Source organism: Micromonospora sonchi (genome assembly GCF_014646235.1).
Classification (GTDB): domain Bacteria; phylum Actinomycetota; class Actinomycetes; order Mycobacteriales; family Micromonosporaceae; genus Micromonospora; species Micromonospora sonchi.
Window position 1 is genome coordinate 1 of record NZ_BMNB01000044.1, and the last position, 15,403, is coordinate 15,403.

Here is a 15,403-nt window from a genome sequence, read left to right on the forward strand (position 1 = left end):
CTCCTCGAGGGCACGGAGACCTCGCGCGTCCACAGCGACACGTGGCGCTCCCGCACCCACCACCAGCGGACAAAACGGTCAAGCCGAAACGGTCAGGCAGGGAGCAAAACCCTCTGACGGATCGAGGTCAACGAACGGGAGGCGGTGGGGCCGTCGCGGTACATGGGACGGACGGAGCTTCCGGCTCCTCATGCTCGATCTCGTACTGGCACTCGCTGCACGGCTCCGGTGGGATGTGCTCCCGCCAGTCATGCCCACAGGCGGGGCAGTGGCATCTGCACCCGTCCGCGAGCTCGGGCGTTCGTCCGTGCGCCGCCGTCTGAGGCAGCCGTGGCAGGGCTCGTATAGCTGTCAACGTTGGTCGCCGATCCTCAAGATTCGCCCTCGTGGCGTTCGGCTGCCGCTGCCTCCCAGTCACGGACTTGCCTCAGGAATGGATCCAACAACTCCCAATCAAGCGGCCCTTCCTCCTCGACAAGGATCCCAACAGATGAGGGGTCAAGGTAGTACGGAAGAACAGTAGAAGCGTTGATGGCTACACGCTCTAGTTGAGACGGAGTCATCCCGATAGCAGGCATGTCATTGGCATCAGTGGTTCGTCCGAGCGCAAAGAACGCATTTCGCGCATCAACCGTCGCAAAGCCCACTCCCGTCAGATTACACCCGAGCAGGTAGGCACGGTCTAGGCAGCAATCGTTAATCTGCGCACCCTCTAGATGGTTACCAAAATTCGCCCCCGAGCAATCTGAACCGACTAGATAAATACTGCGCATGTCGGGAGGTAGCCACGCACCCCTAAGAGTGCAGCCAGCCATGTAGGCATGATGAAGAGTACCGGTTCGGAGATCTGCGTACGCAAGGCTGGCGTCATGCAGGTTAGCCCGGGTCAGATCAGCACCGAACAGATCTGCATCATCTAACATCGTGCGAACAAGAGAAGCGCTTCGCAGGTTAGCGCCTCTCAGGTCTGCATTTCGCAGGTCGGCACTGCCCAAATTCAGTCGACGGGGTTCAGTCCTCTCCGGCCTCCTCCCGAGCACTGTCAACGCTGCCTGCACATCAGCCGGTAGCTTGACGTCACACTTTCTCCGACCGGCCAGGCCCCAGAACTCTGGCAACTCCCGATTATCCGGATATTCGTCGTGACCAGGCCATTCGCGAACAAAAGAAGAAAGAACCTCAACGATCGTTTGGTGGTCCTTCTCGGATTCCACCATAATTTGCTCCGCCGCAAATACGCCTCCGATTCGCTCATGCATTCTGTCACTTGCAAGCAGTGCAACAACCTTTAAATACCTGTCGGTCAGTTGGCCTCGCCGGGACAAGCGGTAGGTGCTCACGGTTACGACTAGAGCTATGAGCGCAACAATTCCAGCGGCGGTTTGCAAGAGGGTCTGCCTGACGCTGTTTATCGCATCAGCGCGATCCTTGCCGACAAGTGATTCAACCGCGCCCCCGCCCACGACACGCGCAAGAGGGCCTATGATGATAAATACAACAAAAGCGACACCTGTGCAGACGGCTGCATATGCAACTATTCGCAGGATCACTTTGCGGTGTCGAGATATCCTGCCTGCAAGCCGCCCTCTCCAGTAACGAAGTCGGTTCATTCACGTCTCTCATAAATGCTAGGCGGAGATTAGACAACGGTCTGTACATCTAACATCATCTTCGCCATCCCGTCTGCCGCCGACCCGCCCGTCTGGGGAGCGGGCCGCCGCCCGGCCCGCCACGTCAAGCGGACCTTGACGGCTCGTACGGACGCTGGCGGGCCGGGCGGTGGTCTGCTCGGCTCGCCCGGGTCGTCGGCTGGCGGGATGGCCCTGCGCAACCACCCACGGACCGCGACCCGCCGACGGAGTCCCGGCCATCCTGGAGTCGTTGCGCCCCCGCCGGAGGCGCAGTAACCGCAACCCCGCGACCGCCGCCAGCTCGCCGACGCGGCCGGCGTGACTTCCCTACGCCGCGCGGGCTCGTGGCCGCGCGGCCCGGCCGGCTGCCGGCCCACCACACCACCGTCAACGGCCTGTCGTTCTGCGGCGGCCCACCGGGCTTCCCACTGTCCGCGCCAGCCGCCGGGCATCAGGCGTGACGGCCGCAGAGCGACAGCGGCAGCGGCTGGCGCGCGCCCAGGCGGCGGCGCGTGCGGCCCGTCAAGGGCTGCCTTAATAGACATGCAGAAACTCCTCCCACACCGGCCGGCAGCCGGCCGTGTCCTCCGTCGGCTGATGTGCGACACGCGTCCGCCAACTGATCTGCGATGCCTACGCGCACTGATCTCGGGCAGATCCCCGATGTCCGAGGACCGGCATATGCGGGACAGACATGCGAGACAAAGGCCGTAGGGTGCCACTGTGACCGAGTTCCGCCCGGTGAAGCTGGTGGCCATCTCGCTGGACTGTCCCGACCCGCAGCGGCTTGCCGACTTCTACCGGGCACTGCTTGGAGGCCGCCAGTTGTGGGCGAAGGAGTCCAGTGTCGGAATCGAGGTGCACGGGGCTGTGCTGGTAGCACAACAGGTCGCCTGTTACGTCCCCCCGGTCTGGCCGGGAACGGCGATCGTGCACCTCGACTTCACCGCCGACGATCTCCGGGTGGCTGAGGAGCGGGCGGTAGCGCTCGGGGCCACGCTGCCGGAGCAGCCCGACCCGCGGTGGCGGGTACTGCTCGATCCGGCCGGCCATCCGTTCTGCCTGACACCGTTCACACCGGACTCGGGGGCCTGACCGCTGCTCCGCAACCCTGCTTGTGCGCCTATCGCACTGGGGTGAGTGTGCTGGTCTCCGCTGGGATGCTGTCGACCTGGAGGCGGGTGTCGTCCGCGTCCTACGGGTGGCGGAGGCGGTGTCCAGGCATGTGACGCTCAAACCGTACCCGAAGTCACGAGCTGGCCGGCGGTCGGTGCAGCGGGACCCTAGGGTCCTCGCATCGTTTGCTGCCTTCTCACCGCCTCCGTCGGAACAATGATCGTCAGGAACGAATCAAGGCCCCTCAGTTGAGGGGCCTTGACCTGCTGTTACCTCTGGTCGGGGTGGCCGGATTCGAACCGACGACCTCTTCGTCCGGAACGACCGGCGCCAGGCGGGTTGGTGGTGGTCCGCCGACGGCTCGTGGCTGCCGCGGTGGGGTACGGTCGCCGCGTGGAGAGCCGACCGGGCCACCTGTACGCGATCAGTGACCTGCACGTCCGGTACGCCGAGAACCGCGAGTTCGTGACCGGCCTGCGGCCGTCGTCCGATCGGGACTGGCTCATCGTGGCCGGAGACGTGGCCGAGACCGAGGAGCTGGTGGCCTGGACGCTGGAGCTGCTCGCGGGGCGGTTCCACACCGTGCTCTGGGTGCCGGGCAACCACGAGTTGTGGTCGCGACCGGATCGCGACCCGCTGCGCGGTGAGGCCCGGTACCGACGCCTGGTCGACCTCGCGCGCGGGCTGGGCGTGGTCACGCCGGAGGACCCGTACCCGGTGTGGCACGGCCCCGGCGGACCGGTCGTGGTGGCCCCGCTCTTTCTGCTCTACGACTACACGTTCCTGCCGCCCGGTGCGACGACGCAGGCCGAGGCGATGGCCCTGGCCAGGCAGAGTGGTGTGATCTGCACCGACGAGCTGCTGCTGCATCCGGACCCGTACCCGAGCCGGGAGGCCTGGTGCCACGCGCGCGTGGCGCAGACCGCCGCCCGACTCGACGAGGTCCCGCCGGAGCTGCCCACCGTGCTGATCAACCACTGGCCGCTGGTGCAGGAGCCGACCCGGGTGCTGCGCTACCCGGAGTTCGCCCAGTGGTGCGGCACGGTTCGGACGGCGGACTGGCACACCCGGTTCCGTGCCGCCGCCGTGGTCTACGGCCACCTGCACATCCCCCGTACGACCTGGTACGACGGGGTGCGGTTCGAGGAGGTGTCGCTGGGCTACCCCCGCGAGTGGCGCCCCCGGCCGGCCGCACCGAAGCTGCGACGAATCCTGCCCGCCGACGACTGACGCCACCGGGAGGGCGGTGGAACCTCGTCGCTGGTCACCGCGCCGGGTGGCATTATTGGGCGAATGACCAGCAGACCCGGCCCCGCCCCGCAGTTGCACGACCTCGCGCGGCTGCGCCGGGTCCGCGACCGGATCGATCGGGAGTACGCGCGGCCGCTGAACGTCGAGGCGATCGCCCGCGACGCGAACATGTCGGCGGGCCATCTCAGCCGCCAGTTCCGGCTCGCCTACGGCGAGTCGCCGTACGCCTATCTGATGACCCGGCGCATCGAGCGGGCGATGGCCTTGCTGCGTCGCGGCGACCTCAGCGTCACCGAGGTCTGTTTCGCGGTCGGTTGCGCCTCGTTGGGCACCTTCAGCACCCGCTTCACCGAGTTGGTCGGTGTGCCGCCCAGCGCCTACCGGCGCCAGGTGACCCGGGCGACGGCGGGCCTGCCGTCGTGCGTGACGAAACAGGTGACCAGACCGATCAGGAATCGAGAAGCCCAGGCCACGAGCCCGCTACTAGCCTGACCGTCATGGACCTCAGCATTCGTCACAGCTTCCTGCCGCACAACGACCCGGACGCGGCCCTGGCCTTCTACCGCGACATCCTCGGCTTCGAGGTTCGCAACGACGTCGGATACGCAGGGATGCGCTGGATCACGGTCGGCCCCGCCAACCAGCCGGGCACGTCCATCGTCCTGCACCCGCCGGCCGCCGATCCCGGCGTCACCGACGACGAGCGTCGCGTGATCGCGGAGATGATGGCCAAGGGCACCTACGGCATGATCGTGCTGGCCACCAAGGATCTCGACGGCGCCTTCGAGCGGCTCCAGGCCAGCGGGGCCGAGGTCGTCCAGGAGCCGATCGAGCAGCCGTACGGGGTGCGGGACTGCGCCGTCCGCGACGCCGCTGGCAACATGGTCCGTATTCAGGAGCTGCGCTGAGGTGACGTGGTTCTCGTGCCGCCCGACCACCCGGACAGAGACAGGAAGAGCATGACGGACACCCGGCCGCCCGCGCCGCACATCGCCGACAGCCACGATCTGATCCGGGTGCGGGGCGCGCGGGAGAACAACCTCAAGGACGTCAGCGTCGAGATCCCGAAGCGGCGGCTCACGGTGTTCACCGGCGTCTCCGGCTCGGGCAAGAGTTCGCTGGTGTTCGGCACCATCGCCGCCGAGTCACAGCGGATGATCAACGAGACGTACAGCGCCTTCCTCCAGGGCTTCATGCCGGCGTTGGCCCGGCCCGAGGTCGACCTTCTCGACGGGCTGACCACGGCGATCATCGTCGACCAGGAGCGGATGGGCGCCAACGTCCGCTCGACGGTCGGCACCGTCACCGACGCCAACGCGATGCTGCGGATCCTGTTCAGCCGGCTCGGGCAGCCGCACATCGGCTCGCCCCAGGCGTACTCGTTCAACGTGGCCTCGATCAGCGGCGCCGGCGCCGTCACCGTCGAGCGCGGCGGGCGCACGACGAAGGAGCGGCGGAGCTTCACCATCACCGGCGGCATGTGCCCGCGCTGCGAGGGCATGGGCCGGGTGAACGACTTCGACCTCTCCGCGCTCTACGACGACCGCAAGTCGCTCAACGAGGGTGCGATCACGATCCCCGGTTACAGCATGGAGGGCTGGTACGGCCGCATCTTCCGGGGCTGCGGGTACTTCGATCCGGACAAGCCGATCCGCAAGTTCACCAAGCGTGAGCTGGACGACCTGCTCCACAAGGAGCCGACCAAGATCAAGGTCGAGGGGATCAACCTGACGTACGCGGGACTGATCCCGACGATCCAGAAGTCGTTCCTGTCCAAGGACCGCGAGGCGATGCAGCCGCACATCCGTGCGTTCGTGGACCGGGCGGTCGTCTTCACCACCTGCCCCGAATGTGACGGCACCCGGCTCAGCGAGGCGGCCCGGTCGTCGAAGATCAAGGGGAGCAACATCGCCGACTGCTGCGCGATGCAGATCAGCGACCTCGCCGACTGGGTGCGGGCGCTGAAGGAACCATCGGTGGCGCCGTTGCTGGCGGCGCTGGGGGAGACCCTCGACTCGTTCGTCGAGATCGGGCTCGGCTACCTCAGCCTCGACCGGCCGTCGGGCACGCTGTCCGGCGGCGAGGCGCAGCGCACCAAGATGATCCGGCATCTCTCCTCGTCGCTGACCGACGTCACCTACGTCTTCGACGAGCCGACGATCGGGCTGCACCCGCACGACATCCAGCGCATGAACAACCTGCTGCTGCGGCTGCGGGACAAGGGCAACACCGTGCTCGTGGTGGAGCACAAGCCGGAGATGATCACGATCGCCGACCACGTGGTCGACCTGGGCCCCGGCGCCGGCACGGCGGGCGGCAGCATCTGCTTCGAGGGCACCGTGGACGGGCTGCGGACCAGCGGCACGCTCACCGGTCGCCACCTCGACGACCGGGCCACCCTCAAGGAGAAGGTGCGTGTCCCGTCCGGGGTGCTGGAGGTACGCGGCGCCGGCACCCACAACCTGCGCGACGTCGACGTCGACATTCCGCTCGGCGTACTGGTCGTGGTCACCGGGGTGGCCGGCTCGGGCAAGAGTTCCCTGATCCACGGCTCGGTCTCGGGGCGGGACGGCGTGATCTCGATCGACCAGGGGGCGATCCGCGGCTCGCGCCGGAGCAACCCGGCGACGTACACCGGACTCCTCGACCCGATCCGCAAGGCCTTCGCGAAGGCCAACGGCGTGAAGCCGGCATTGTTCAGCGCCAACTCCGAGGGAGCCTGCCCGACCTGCAACGGCGCCGGTGTCATCTACACCGACCTGGCGATGATGGCCGGTGTCGCCACCGTCTGTGAGCAGTGCGAGGGGAAGCGGTTCCAGGCCGAGGTGCTGGAGTACACGTTCGGCGGCCGGGACATCAGCGAGGTGCTGGCGATGCCGGTGACCGAGGCCGAGGAGTTCTTCGGTGCCGGCGAGGCACGCATACCGGCCGCCCATGCCATCCTCACCCGGCTCGCCGACGTCGGGCTCGGCTACGTCACCCTCGGCCAGCCGCTCACCACGCTCTCCGGCGGCGAGCGGCAACGGCTCAGACTGGCCACCCATCTGACCGACAAGGGCGGCATCTACGTCCTCGACGAGCCGACCACCGGCCTGCACCTCGCCGACGTCGAGCAGCTGCTCGGTCTGCTCGACCGGCTCGTCGACTCCGGCAGGTCGGTCATCGTCATCGAGCATCACCAGGCGGTCATGGCGCACGCCGACTGGATCATCGACCTCGGCCCCGGCGCCGGGCACGACGGCGGCCGGATCGTCTTCGAAGGCACCCCCGCCGACCTGGTCGCAACCCCCACCACCCTCACCGCCCGCCACCTGGCCGAGTACACACGATCCTGAGCATGGATCTTCGTGCGAAGTGCCTGCCTCCACGGGGAGGGCCCTTCGCACCAAGATCTACTCAGCGGTTACGGGCAGGCGGCCCAGACCAGGTGGTACCTGGTCGTGATGCTGCCGTCGGTGGAATCCATCGTCAGGAAGGCTGGTGCCGGTCGAGCTGCCCCGACTGAGCCGCAGTTCCGTGTTGAGGTTGCGCTTTTCGCCGCAGGGGTGCCAGACCGCGGAGGCGATCGGTACCTCGTCGGTGATCAGCCAGTTGTCGTTCAGCGGCGCACGGATGGAGTGGTTGGAGGTGTGCGGCATGTCGGGGTGTTCGGGCCGATCGGGTGGGCGCGAGTTGCGGTATGTCGCGGTATCCGGTCCGGTGAGCGGCCCGAGTTGCGGTATGTCGGGGTATCCGGGCTCGCTGAGGCCGCGAGTTGCGGCATCTCGTGCGCAGAGCACGAGTTGCGGCGTCCTGTGCGGATGCCGGATGAGGGTGCCTCCGGCTGATCGGCCGGTCGCTGCACGTTGCCGGACTCACTGAACGGCCGGACTCGCTGAACGGGAGGAACTTCCTTGCGCGAAGGCAGCTGTCCGTAGCCAGATGATTGCTATCTGGTATTGGACAGGGTGGTCGGCGCTCCGGGGACCGTGACCGCCGGCTCGGAGGGGCACTGACGACGGCTGCCCGAAGCGGGACGCCGTGCCGTAGCATCGGACTGTTTTCCATTCCAGGGCGGCGCGGAGGACCGCGTGGATGATCTGACCCTCCGGGCCATGAACCTCGTCGAGGAGGCTCAGGCCGGTGCTGCCGCCCGGGTGCTGGCGGTCGCCGAGGCGGCGCTTCGCGACCCCACCGGAGAAATCCCGGACGGCCCGGCGGCGATGCACTTCGCGCGCGTCGTGGCGTTGACCCGGTTGGGTGACCTGCCCGCGGCCATCGCCGCCGCCGGTCTGATGCTGACCGCCGCGGATCGTGAGGGCAGTGCCGGCTGGCGTTCCTGCGCGCTGTCGCTGCGGGCGACCCGTCGGCTGCGTCTCGGCGACCAGGACATCGTCGAGTACGACATCGAGGCGGTGCTCCGGGATCTGGTCAGCGCGGAGACCGCCCTGCTCGCCGACGAGCCGGACCCGGTGATCAGGGGTAACGCCCACACCGGGATCGCCATCGGCTACGCCCAGTTGCGCCTCTACGAGCTGGCCGTGCCGCAGTTCCAGGCCGCGTACGAGGCGGCCTGCCGAGCGTCGTACCCGGACAACGGCAACCGCGCGATGTGGCTGTGCAATCTGGCGGAACTCAACCTGATATGGGCGCTGGAGCTGTACCAGATCGGCCAGGTCGCCGAGGCGGAGAAGCTCACCACGGTCGCCGAGGAGTACGCGGTGCGGGCGGCGGCGGAGGCGTCCGGACCGAGGGCGCAGGTGTGGCGGCTGTCGGCGCTGCTGTACGCGGCGTGCTCGCGCGCCGACCGTCAGGACCCAGCGGGTGCGGCGGCCGACATTCCCCGGTACATCGCGCTGTTGAAGGCGTACGGGCTGAAGGAACAGCACCAGGAGCTGCTGCTGTGCCGGCCCTTCCACGCCGTCGCGTTGCGCCGCTCGGGGCGGCCGGACGAGGCGCTACGCGTCATCCAGGACGCCGTCGCCTCCCTGGCCCCCGACACGGACTGGCTGATCTCGGCGGCCCTGCACCGTACGCACGCGGTGCTGCTCGTGGCGAACGATTCGTCCGACGCCGTACCCGGGCTCACCTACGGGGACGCGCTCGCCGAACTGCTGTGGCGCCAGCGGCAGCGCTGGCTGCACACGGCGATGACGATGCAGTCGTACGACGTCCTGCGCTGGCAGCACGAGCAGGCCGAGCGGGCGGCGCGGACCGACCCGCTCACCGGGGTGGCCAACCGGCGCGGCCTCGACACGTTCCTGCGGACCCTGGCCGCGTCCGGCGCCGCCGCCGAGCAACCGGTGGCGGTGCTGACCGTGGACATCGACCGGTTCAAGCACATCAACGACTCGCTGGGGCACGCCACCGGCGACGAGGTGCTGCGCGCCGTCGCGCAGCTGCTCACCAGCAACGTCCGCACGGGCGATCTGGTGGCTCGGTTGGGTGGCGACGAGTTCGTCGCCATCCTGCCCGGCGCCGACACCGTGGCCGCCACGGAGGTGGCCCAGCGGATGGTGCACGCCATCGCCGGCCTGACGGCCTGGCCGGTGAAGGCCAGCGTCGGGGTCGCCAGTGGCCGGGCGTACTCGCTCGAAGAGGCCCTCACCCACTCCGACAGCGCCATGTACGCGGCCAAGCGCGCGGGCGGCAACCGGGCCTCGGCCACCGCCTGACCTGTCGGGAACTGGCGGATTCGTGGGCCTGCGACGGCCACAAGTGGCTGAACGTGCCATACGACTCGGCCTTCGCCTTCTGCGCCCGGCCGGACGTGCACGCGGCGGCCATGTCCTACACCGCGTGGTATTTGGTCGGCTCCGGCGGTGCGCCGGTAGGCGCGGACCTGACCGCCGAGTCGTCGTGCCGGGCCCGGGGTTGCCTGCTGCTGGCGTGTCAGCGTTGTTTAGCGCTCTGTGGGGTGCAAGGTGGTCGGGGTGAATTTGAAGGAGTGGGCCGCGTCCCAGGGCGTCGCGTGTGTGACTGGGCGGCGGCAGGACGCGGCTGGGAAGCTTCCTGTTTCCCACATATCGCCTCGGGCGGCTCATCATGGTCGGAGATGCACTAGCCAGTTCGGCTCCGGTCGCGGGCCAGACCGTGGTGTACGCCTGTGTGTCGTCGGCCGAGCAGAGGGCAGAGCTTGACCGACAGGGTGGAAGCCGTGCTGTCCGCGCAGGAGAGCCTGGTGTGAAGACGGTTCAGGCGTACAGGTTCGCGTTGGATCTCACGCCGGTGCAGGAACGGGCGGTGCTGGCCCATGCCGGGGCGGCTCGGGTGGCCTACAACTGGGCGTCCGTCCGGGTCAGCCCACGCTGACCCGGACCGTGGTGCCGGCCCGCAGGTCCCGGACGAACACGTCCCCGGTGCCGTTGGAGTCGCCCGGCACCAGGTTGCTGGCGGCGGAACCGAAGACGACGAACCGGCCCTGCCCGCTGATCAGCGCGGAGTCGGAGTCGGCGTTGCCCTGGGCGCCGCCGGTGGCCACGCTCGCCCGCACCGTGGTGCCGGCTCGACGGTCGCGGACGAAGACGTCGTCGACCTGGTTGGTGTCACCGGGGACGAGGTCGCTGGCCAGGGAGTGGAAGAGGACGTACCGGCCGCCGGTGCTGGCCCCGACACCGTGGATGCTGTCGTTCGGCGTGCCACCGTCGAGCGAGACGCCGATCACCAAGCTGTTGAAGGGGTCGGCGTGGTTCCGCAGCCGGGACTCCCATCGCCACTCGCCGGGCGGCCGGTGCGGGAGCTCGTTCATCAGGACGAACTGCCCGTCGGGGCTGAGCCGGGGAACGCCGTAGTGCGGCGGGCTGGGCAGCAGGTTGGTGGCCTCCGACACGAAGAGCACGTACCGGCCGTTCGCGCTCACCCCGGCCGGCGTGGACCCTCCGTTGCTGGGGCTGCCGTCGTGGGTCACGCTGATCAGTTCGGTGGTCCTGCGGGTCAGGTCCCGCAGGTACGCCTGGCTCGTCCCGCTGCCGCCGGGCACCAGGTCGGGCGCGGCGCTGCGGAAGGCGGCGTACCGGCCGTCGGCGCTGAGGTGGGCGGCATCGGCCGGTACGCCGGGTACGCCGCCGGTGGTGGTGACGGCGACCGCTACCCCGGCCGCCAGTGTTCGATGTGGTGAGTTGATCATGAGTGTGCCTCCTGATGGGAGAGAAGCATCAGCAGGGACGCTACTTGGAGTAGCCATGCGCGTGCCGTCCGCCACTGGGCAGGGTGGCGGCCGCGACGAACTTGCCGCCGATTCCTGTGATGTCGGCCATCTTGACAGTTGTCCGTCGGATTCGGTGTCCCGGTGCGACGGAGCCTCGCTCAGATTTCCCCCGGAGACCATTGACCTCACCATTTCGCAGAATCGGCAGAAAGGAGCTGCAGGAGGTTCTGCCGGTTGTTCTGCCGGTCAATTCCCAGCGTTTTAACATCGGCTTTCTCGGCGACACAATCAGGTAACCCCGCGCGTTCGTCCAATTCGCTAACGTCGCTCCCGTCCGGCGGTTGCCGGGTGACTACCTGGGAGAGGGAGCATGCGCAGAAAACTGATCCGGCAATTGTTTGTCGGTGCGGTGGCGGGTCTGACGTTGATACCGCTCGCCCCGCCGCCCGCTTCGGCGGCCCCGGTCGGGGCCGTGCAGTGGGCCCCCTGTGAGCAGGACGCCAGCGCCCTGTGCGGCACGCTGGAGGTACCGGTCGACTGGGCCGACCCGGACGGGCCGACCATCGACCTGGCGCTGGCCAAGCGGCCGGCCACCGACCCGAACGCGCGGCGCGGGTCGCTGGTGGTCAACCCGGGCGGGCCGGGCGGTTCGGGCGTCGACGCGGCGCTGTGGGCCGGGTACAGCGACGACCTCCGTCGGCACTTCGACATTCTCGGATTCGACCCACGCGGCGTCGCCCGCAGCGCACCGGTCAGGTGCTCGCTCGACAAAATCCTGGAACTGCCTGCCGGGCCGATCAGTTCGGCCACCGCCTTCAACGACATGGTCACCGCGAGCCGGGCGCTGGCCGACGACTGCCGCACCCACAGCGGGCCGGTCTTCGATCACGTGGACACACTTCAGGTGATCCGTGACATCGATGCCATTCGGGCGGCGGTCGGCGACGACAAGCTGACCTTCTTCGGCATGTCGTACGGCACGCTGATGGCCCAGCAGTACGCGGAGCGCTATCCGAACCGGGTGCGCGCCCTCGTCGCGGACAGCACGATGGACCACAGTCAGGACGCTCGGGGCTTCGCCGTCACCCAGGCGGCCACCGGACAGGACTCGTTCGACGAGTTCGTCGCCGGCTGCGCCCGGCTCTCCGAGTGCGCCCTGCACGGACGCGACATCCGGCAGTTCTGGCGGCGACTGCTGGAGCGCGCCCAGCGCGGCGAGCTGCCGGACCCGGACGACCCGAGCTACAAGATCACCCAGCCGGATCTGGTCAACTTCGTGCTGGGCAACCTGAACTACCAGCCCTACTGGCTCGCCATCGCCAGCGAGTTGGAGCGGCTCGACGCCGGCCGCCCGTCGACCACGCCCGCCGCCGCGGCCCACCGGTCGGCCGGGAACGAGCCGACGGTCGTACCCTTCGCGTACCAGGCGGTCCTCTGCCAGGACTGGAACCTCAAGGCCCGCGACTTCGCCGAGTGGCGTTCGATCGCCGCCGACGCACAGCGGGCGGCGCCGGACCTGCCGGACCCGCCGCGGGCGGCGGTGGGCGCGATCTGCCTGGGCTGGCCGACCCCGGCGAACAACCCGCAGCGTCGGATCACCCCGACCAACGAGGCGAAGCTGCTCTTCGCCAACTCGCTGCACGACCCGGCGACCGGCTACAACTGGGCGCTGGGGGCCGCCGAGCAGTTCGGAGCGCACGCCGGACTGCTGACGTACGAGGGTTGGGGACACATCGTGTACGGCCGGGTGGCCTGTGCCGACGAAGCGATCGACCGGTACCTGATCGACCTCGTCGTGCCGGCGGAGGGCACGCGGTGCGCCGCCGCGCCGCCGCCGGGCACCACGGCCGACCACGCCCGCGGCCGGACCGCCGGCCCGCCGGACGGCCCCGCCCCGGAGATGGTTCCGCTGCGCGCGGAGCCTGAGCTGCCGACCTGGCTCTTCTGAGCCGACGCGCTCGGTGGTCGGGACACCCTCGGTGTCCCGGCCACCACTCGTACCCGAACCGGCCTTCGCCCGCGCCGCGCGAGCCCTGTTGACGGTGGGCGGTGCGGCTGGTGGCGGCGACAACCGCCATGATGATCCGGTGAGATTCCTGTCCATCCAGTCGTCGGTCGCCTACGGCTACGTCGGCAACTCGGCGGCGGTCTTCCCCCTGCAGCGGCTCGGGCACGAGGTCTGGCCGGTGCTGACCGTGCACTTCTCCAACCACACCGGATACGGCGCGTGGCGCGGCCCGCTGCTGGCGCCCGCCGACGTGGCCGAGGTGATCGCGGGCATCGCGGACCGGGGGGTCCTCGGCGACGCCGACGCGGTGCTCTCGGGCTACCAGGGCGATCCGGCGATGGGTGCGGTGATCCTCGACGCGGTGACCCTGGTCAAGACCGCGAACCCGGAGGCTGTCTACTGCTGCGACCCGGTGATGGGTGACGTCGGCCGGGGCATGTTCGTCCGGCCCGGCATCCCGGAGTACCTGCGGGATGTCGTTGTTCCGCGCGCGGACATCATCACCCCCAACCACTTCGAGCTGGACTTTCTCGCCGGCCGCACCACCCGGACGTTGCCGGAGTTGCTGGCGGCGGTCGACGTGGTACGCGCGACCGGGCCACGGCACGTCCTGGTGACCAGCGTGCTGCACGGCGACCTGCCGGCGGGGTTGCTGGAGGTGGTCGCCGTCTCGGACGAGGGCGCCTGGGCGGTGACCACGCCGCTGCTGCCGATCAACCCGAACGGCGGCGGCGACGTCACCGCCGCGCTGTATCTGGCGCATCTGTCGACCACGGGCTCGCCCGCGGCGGCCCTGGAACGCACCGTCGCCACCGTCTTCACCGTCCTTGAGGCGACCCTGGCGGCGGGGACCCGGGAGATCCAGCTGATCGCGGCCCAGGACGCGATCGCCGAGCCGCCGGCCCGGTTCCCGGCTCGGCGGCTGCGCTGACCGCAGCCCGGTCACCTCCTCGGGTCACACCAGCAGCGGGAGGCCGGTGTGGTGCAGTCGGAAATCGTCCAACTCGGCGGGATCCACCGCGAGGCGCAGGTCGGGAAGGTGCCGGGCGATCCGGTCGAACATGATCCGGCTCTCCAGCCGGGCCAGGTGCGCGCCGAGGCAGAAGTGGATCCCGTGCCCGAAAGCGATGTGGTGACGACCGTCGGTGCGGTGGATGTCGAACTCGTGCGGCCGGTCGAACACCGCCGGGTCCCGGTTGGCGCCCCACAACGACAGGCCCACCCGGTCGTACGCGGGGATCCGGCCGCCGGCGATCTCGATGTCCTCGAAGGCGTATCGCGGTGGCACGACCTCGACCGGCCCCCGGTACCTGAGCGTCTCCTCGACCACCGCCGGCGCCAACGACGGATCGTCCCGCAGCGCCTGCCATTGTTCGGGGTGGCTGAGCAGGAGACGGAGGCCGTTGACGATCAGGTCGACGGTGGTCTCCTGGCCGGCGATGAGCAGCAACTGCACCAGCGCCACCAACTCGTCGCGGTCGAGCCGGTCACCTCGATCCGCGACGGCCACCAGTTGCGACATCAGGTCGTCGGCCGGATCCGCGCGGCGTCGGGCCGCCAACCTGTCGAGGTACGCCCCGAACTCCGTGACCGCCGCCGGGCCGTCGACGCTGGCCGAGACGATCGCCGCTGACCAGGCGCGGAAGCGTGGCCGGTCCGGCTCCGGCACGCCGACCAACTCGGCGATGACGTTGACCGGCACCGGGTCGGCGAGGTCGGCGACGCCGTCGATGCTGCCCTGCCAGCGGGCACGGGCGACCAGTCGGTCGGCGAGGTCGCTGATCCAGGGTTCGAGCCGGGCCACGGCCCGCGCGGTGAAGCCGCCGCTGACCAGCCCGCGCAGTCGGGTGTGGTCGGGCGGATCGAGGTTGATGAGCTGGCGGGCCTCGAGTCTCGCCACTTCGGACAGCTCGTCCGGGGCGGCCGGCCGGGCGGCGGGGCAGTGTCGGCCGATCTCGTGCCCGATCGCCGGGTGTCGCAGTCCGGCCAGCACGTCGGCGTGGCCGGCGATCACCCACCATCGTTCGCCCGTGGGATGAATCTGGAGCACCGGCTCGCCGGCGTCCCGTACCCGGTCGTAGAAGCGGTGCGGATCGCGGCGAACGGCCGGATCCCACAACTCCGATCCGCCGAACCCAGCGGTCACGCCGCCTCCTGGGAATACCGGGCCAATAGATAGTGAGCGCTAACATATGCAGCTTTCCCGGAGGCTGTCAACGAGAGAGTTTTCCTTGAAGAGTGCCGCCACTCCTGCCTAGGGTTAGCGCTCAC

At 69.1% G+C, this 15,403-nt stretch carries 13 protein-coding genes; 9 read left to right on the forward strand and 4 right to left on the reverse strand.

Features of this window, described 5'->3' with window-relative positions; all coding sequences use genetic code 11:
• Nucleotides 1-371: 371 nt before the first annotated feature.
• On the reverse strand, nucleotides 372-1,610 hold the full coding sequence (locus tag IEY61_RS28665) for a pentapeptide repeat-containing protein (RefSeq protein WP_189049943.1): 1,239 nt from the start codon (nucleotides 1,608-1,610) through the stop codon (nucleotides 372-374).
• Nucleotides 1,611-2,354: 744 nt separating this feature from the next.
• Here IEY61_RS28665 and IEY61_RS28670 point away from each other — a divergent pair.
• The 5 genes from IEY61_RS28670 to IEY61_RS28690 all read left to right on the forward strand — a co-directional run bounded on the left by IEY61_RS28670 (nucleotide 2,355) and on the right by IEY61_RS28690 (nucleotide 7,333).
• Nucleotides 2,355-2,726, forward strand: a complete 372-nt coding sequence (locus IEY61_RS28670; RefSeq protein ID WP_189049945.1) for a VOC family protein — start codon at nucleotides 2,355-2,357, stop codon at nucleotides 2,724-2,726.
• Between the two features lie 384 nt (nucleotides 2,727-3,110).
• Nucleotides 3,111-3,977: a metallophosphoesterase family protein gene (locus IEY61_RS28675; RefSeq protein WP_373293236.1), complete on the forward strand. Its 867-nt coding sequence runs from the start codon at nucleotides 3,111-3,113 to the stop codon at nucleotides 3,975-3,977.
• A gap of 63 nt (nucleotides 3,978-4,040) precedes the next feature.
• The gene (locus IEY61_RS28680) at nucleotides 4,041-4,490 is read left to right on the forward strand and encodes a helix-turn-helix transcriptional regulator (RefSeq protein ID WP_189049949.1); all 450 of its coding nucleotides are present in this window, start codon (nucleotides 4,041-4,043) and stop codon (nucleotides 4,488-4,490) included.
• A gap of 5 nt (nucleotides 4,491-4,495) precedes the next feature.
• On the forward strand, nucleotides 4,496-4,906 hold the full coding sequence (locus IEY61_RS28685) for a VOC family protein (RefSeq protein ID WP_189049951.1): 411 nt from the start codon (nucleotides 4,496-4,498) through the stop codon (nucleotides 4,904-4,906).
• A gap of 51 nt (nucleotides 4,907-4,957) precedes the next feature.
• Nucleotides 4,958-7,333, forward strand: coding sequence for an ATP-binding cassette domain-containing protein (locus tag IEY61_RS28690; protein WP_189049954.1), 2,376 nt, complete (start codon nucleotides 4,958-4,960; stop codon nucleotides 7,331-7,333).
• A 57-nt stretch (nucleotides 7,334-7,390) separates the two neighbouring features.
• Here the strand turns inward: IEY61_RS28690 and IEY61_RS28695 are convergent, their stop codons facing one another.
• Nucleotides 7,391-7,636: a DUF4360 domain-containing protein gene (locus tag IEY61_RS28695; protein WP_229706524.1), complete on the reverse strand. Its 246-nt coding sequence runs from the start codon at nucleotides 7,634-7,636 to the stop codon at nucleotides 7,391-7,393.
• Between the two features lie 432 nt (nucleotides 7,637-8,068).
• Between IEY61_RS28695 and IEY61_RS28700 the strand changes: the two genes are divergently transcribed.
• A complete protein-coding gene (locus IEY61_RS28700) occupies nucleotides 8,069-9,652 on the forward strand; it encodes a GGDEF domain-containing protein (protein WP_189049956.1) in 1,584 nt (527 codons plus the stop codon).
• 508 nt (nucleotides 9,653-10,160) lie between these two features.
• The gene (locus tag IEY61_RS28705) at nucleotides 10,161-10,289 is read left to right on the forward strand and encodes a helix-turn-helix domain-containing protein (RefSeq protein ID WP_229706525.1); all 129 of its coding nucleotides are present in this window, start codon (nucleotides 10,161-10,163) and stop codon (nucleotides 10,287-10,289) included.
• On the opposite strand, the gene IEY61_RS28710 is transcribed toward IEY61_RS28705, so the two are convergent.
• Entirely contained in the window at nucleotides 10,276-11,103 is an 828-nt protein-coding gene (locus IEY61_RS28710; protein WP_189049958.1) for a hypothetical protein, read from the reverse strand. The genes IEY61_RS28705 and IEY61_RS28710 overlap by 14 nt on opposite strands.
• Nucleotides 11,104-11,494: 391 nt before the next feature.
• Here IEY61_RS28710 and IEY61_RS28715 point away from each other — a divergent pair, with 391 nt between their 5' ends.
• Both IEY61_RS28715 and pdxY read left to right on the forward strand, forming a co-directional pair.
• A complete protein-coding gene (locus IEY61_RS28715) occupies nucleotides 11,495-13,072 on the forward strand; it encodes an alpha/beta hydrolase (RefSeq protein WP_189049960.1) in 1,578 nt (525 codons plus the stop codon).
• Between the two features lie 139 nt (nucleotides 13,073-13,211).
• The gene (gene pdxY / locus IEY61_RS28720; protein ID WP_189049962.1) at nucleotides 13,212-14,063 is read left to right on the forward strand and encodes a pyridoxal kinase PdxY; all 852 of its coding nucleotides are present in this window, start codon (nucleotides 13,212-13,214) and stop codon (nucleotides 14,061-14,063) included.
• A gap of 24 nt (nucleotides 14,064-14,087) precedes the next feature.
• Here pdxY and IEY61_RS28725 read toward each other — a convergent pair whose 3' ends face one another.
• Nucleotides 14,088-15,278: a cytochrome P450 family protein gene (locus IEY61_RS28725; RefSeq protein ID WP_189049964.1), complete on the reverse strand. Its 1,191-nt coding sequence runs from the start codon at nucleotides 15,276-15,278 to the stop codon at nucleotides 14,088-14,090.
• Between the last annotated feature and the right edge of the window lie 125 nt (nucleotides 15,279-15,403).

Coding starts and splice junctions, on each gene's coding strand:
- IEY61_RS28665 (WP_189049943.1), bottom strand. CDS start 1,610: ATGAACCGACTTCGTTACTGGAGAGGGCGGCTTGCAGGCAGGATATCT.
- IEY61_RS28680 (WP_189049949.1), top strand. CDS start 4,041: ATGACCAGCAGACCCGGCCCCGCCCCGCAGTTGCACGACCTCGCGCGG.
- IEY61_RS28685 (WP_189049951.1), top strand. CDS start 4,496: ATGGACCTCAGCATTCGTCACAGCTTCCTGCCGCACAACGACCCGGAC.
- IEY61_RS28690 (WP_189049954.1), top strand. CDS start 4,958: ATGACGGACACCCGGCCGCCCGCGCCGCACATCGCCGACAGCCACGAT.
- IEY61_RS28695 (WP_229706524.1), bottom strand. CDS start 7,636: ATGCCGCACACCTCCAACCACTCCATCCGTGCGCCGCTGAACGACAAC.
- IEY61_RS28710 (WP_189049958.1), bottom strand. CDS start 11,103: ATGATCAACTCACCACATCGAACACTGGCGGCCGGGGTAGCGGTCGCC.
- IEY61_RS28715 (WP_189049960.1), top strand. CDS start 11,495: ATGCGCAGAAAACTGATCCGGCAATTGTTTGTCGGTGCGGTGGCGGGT.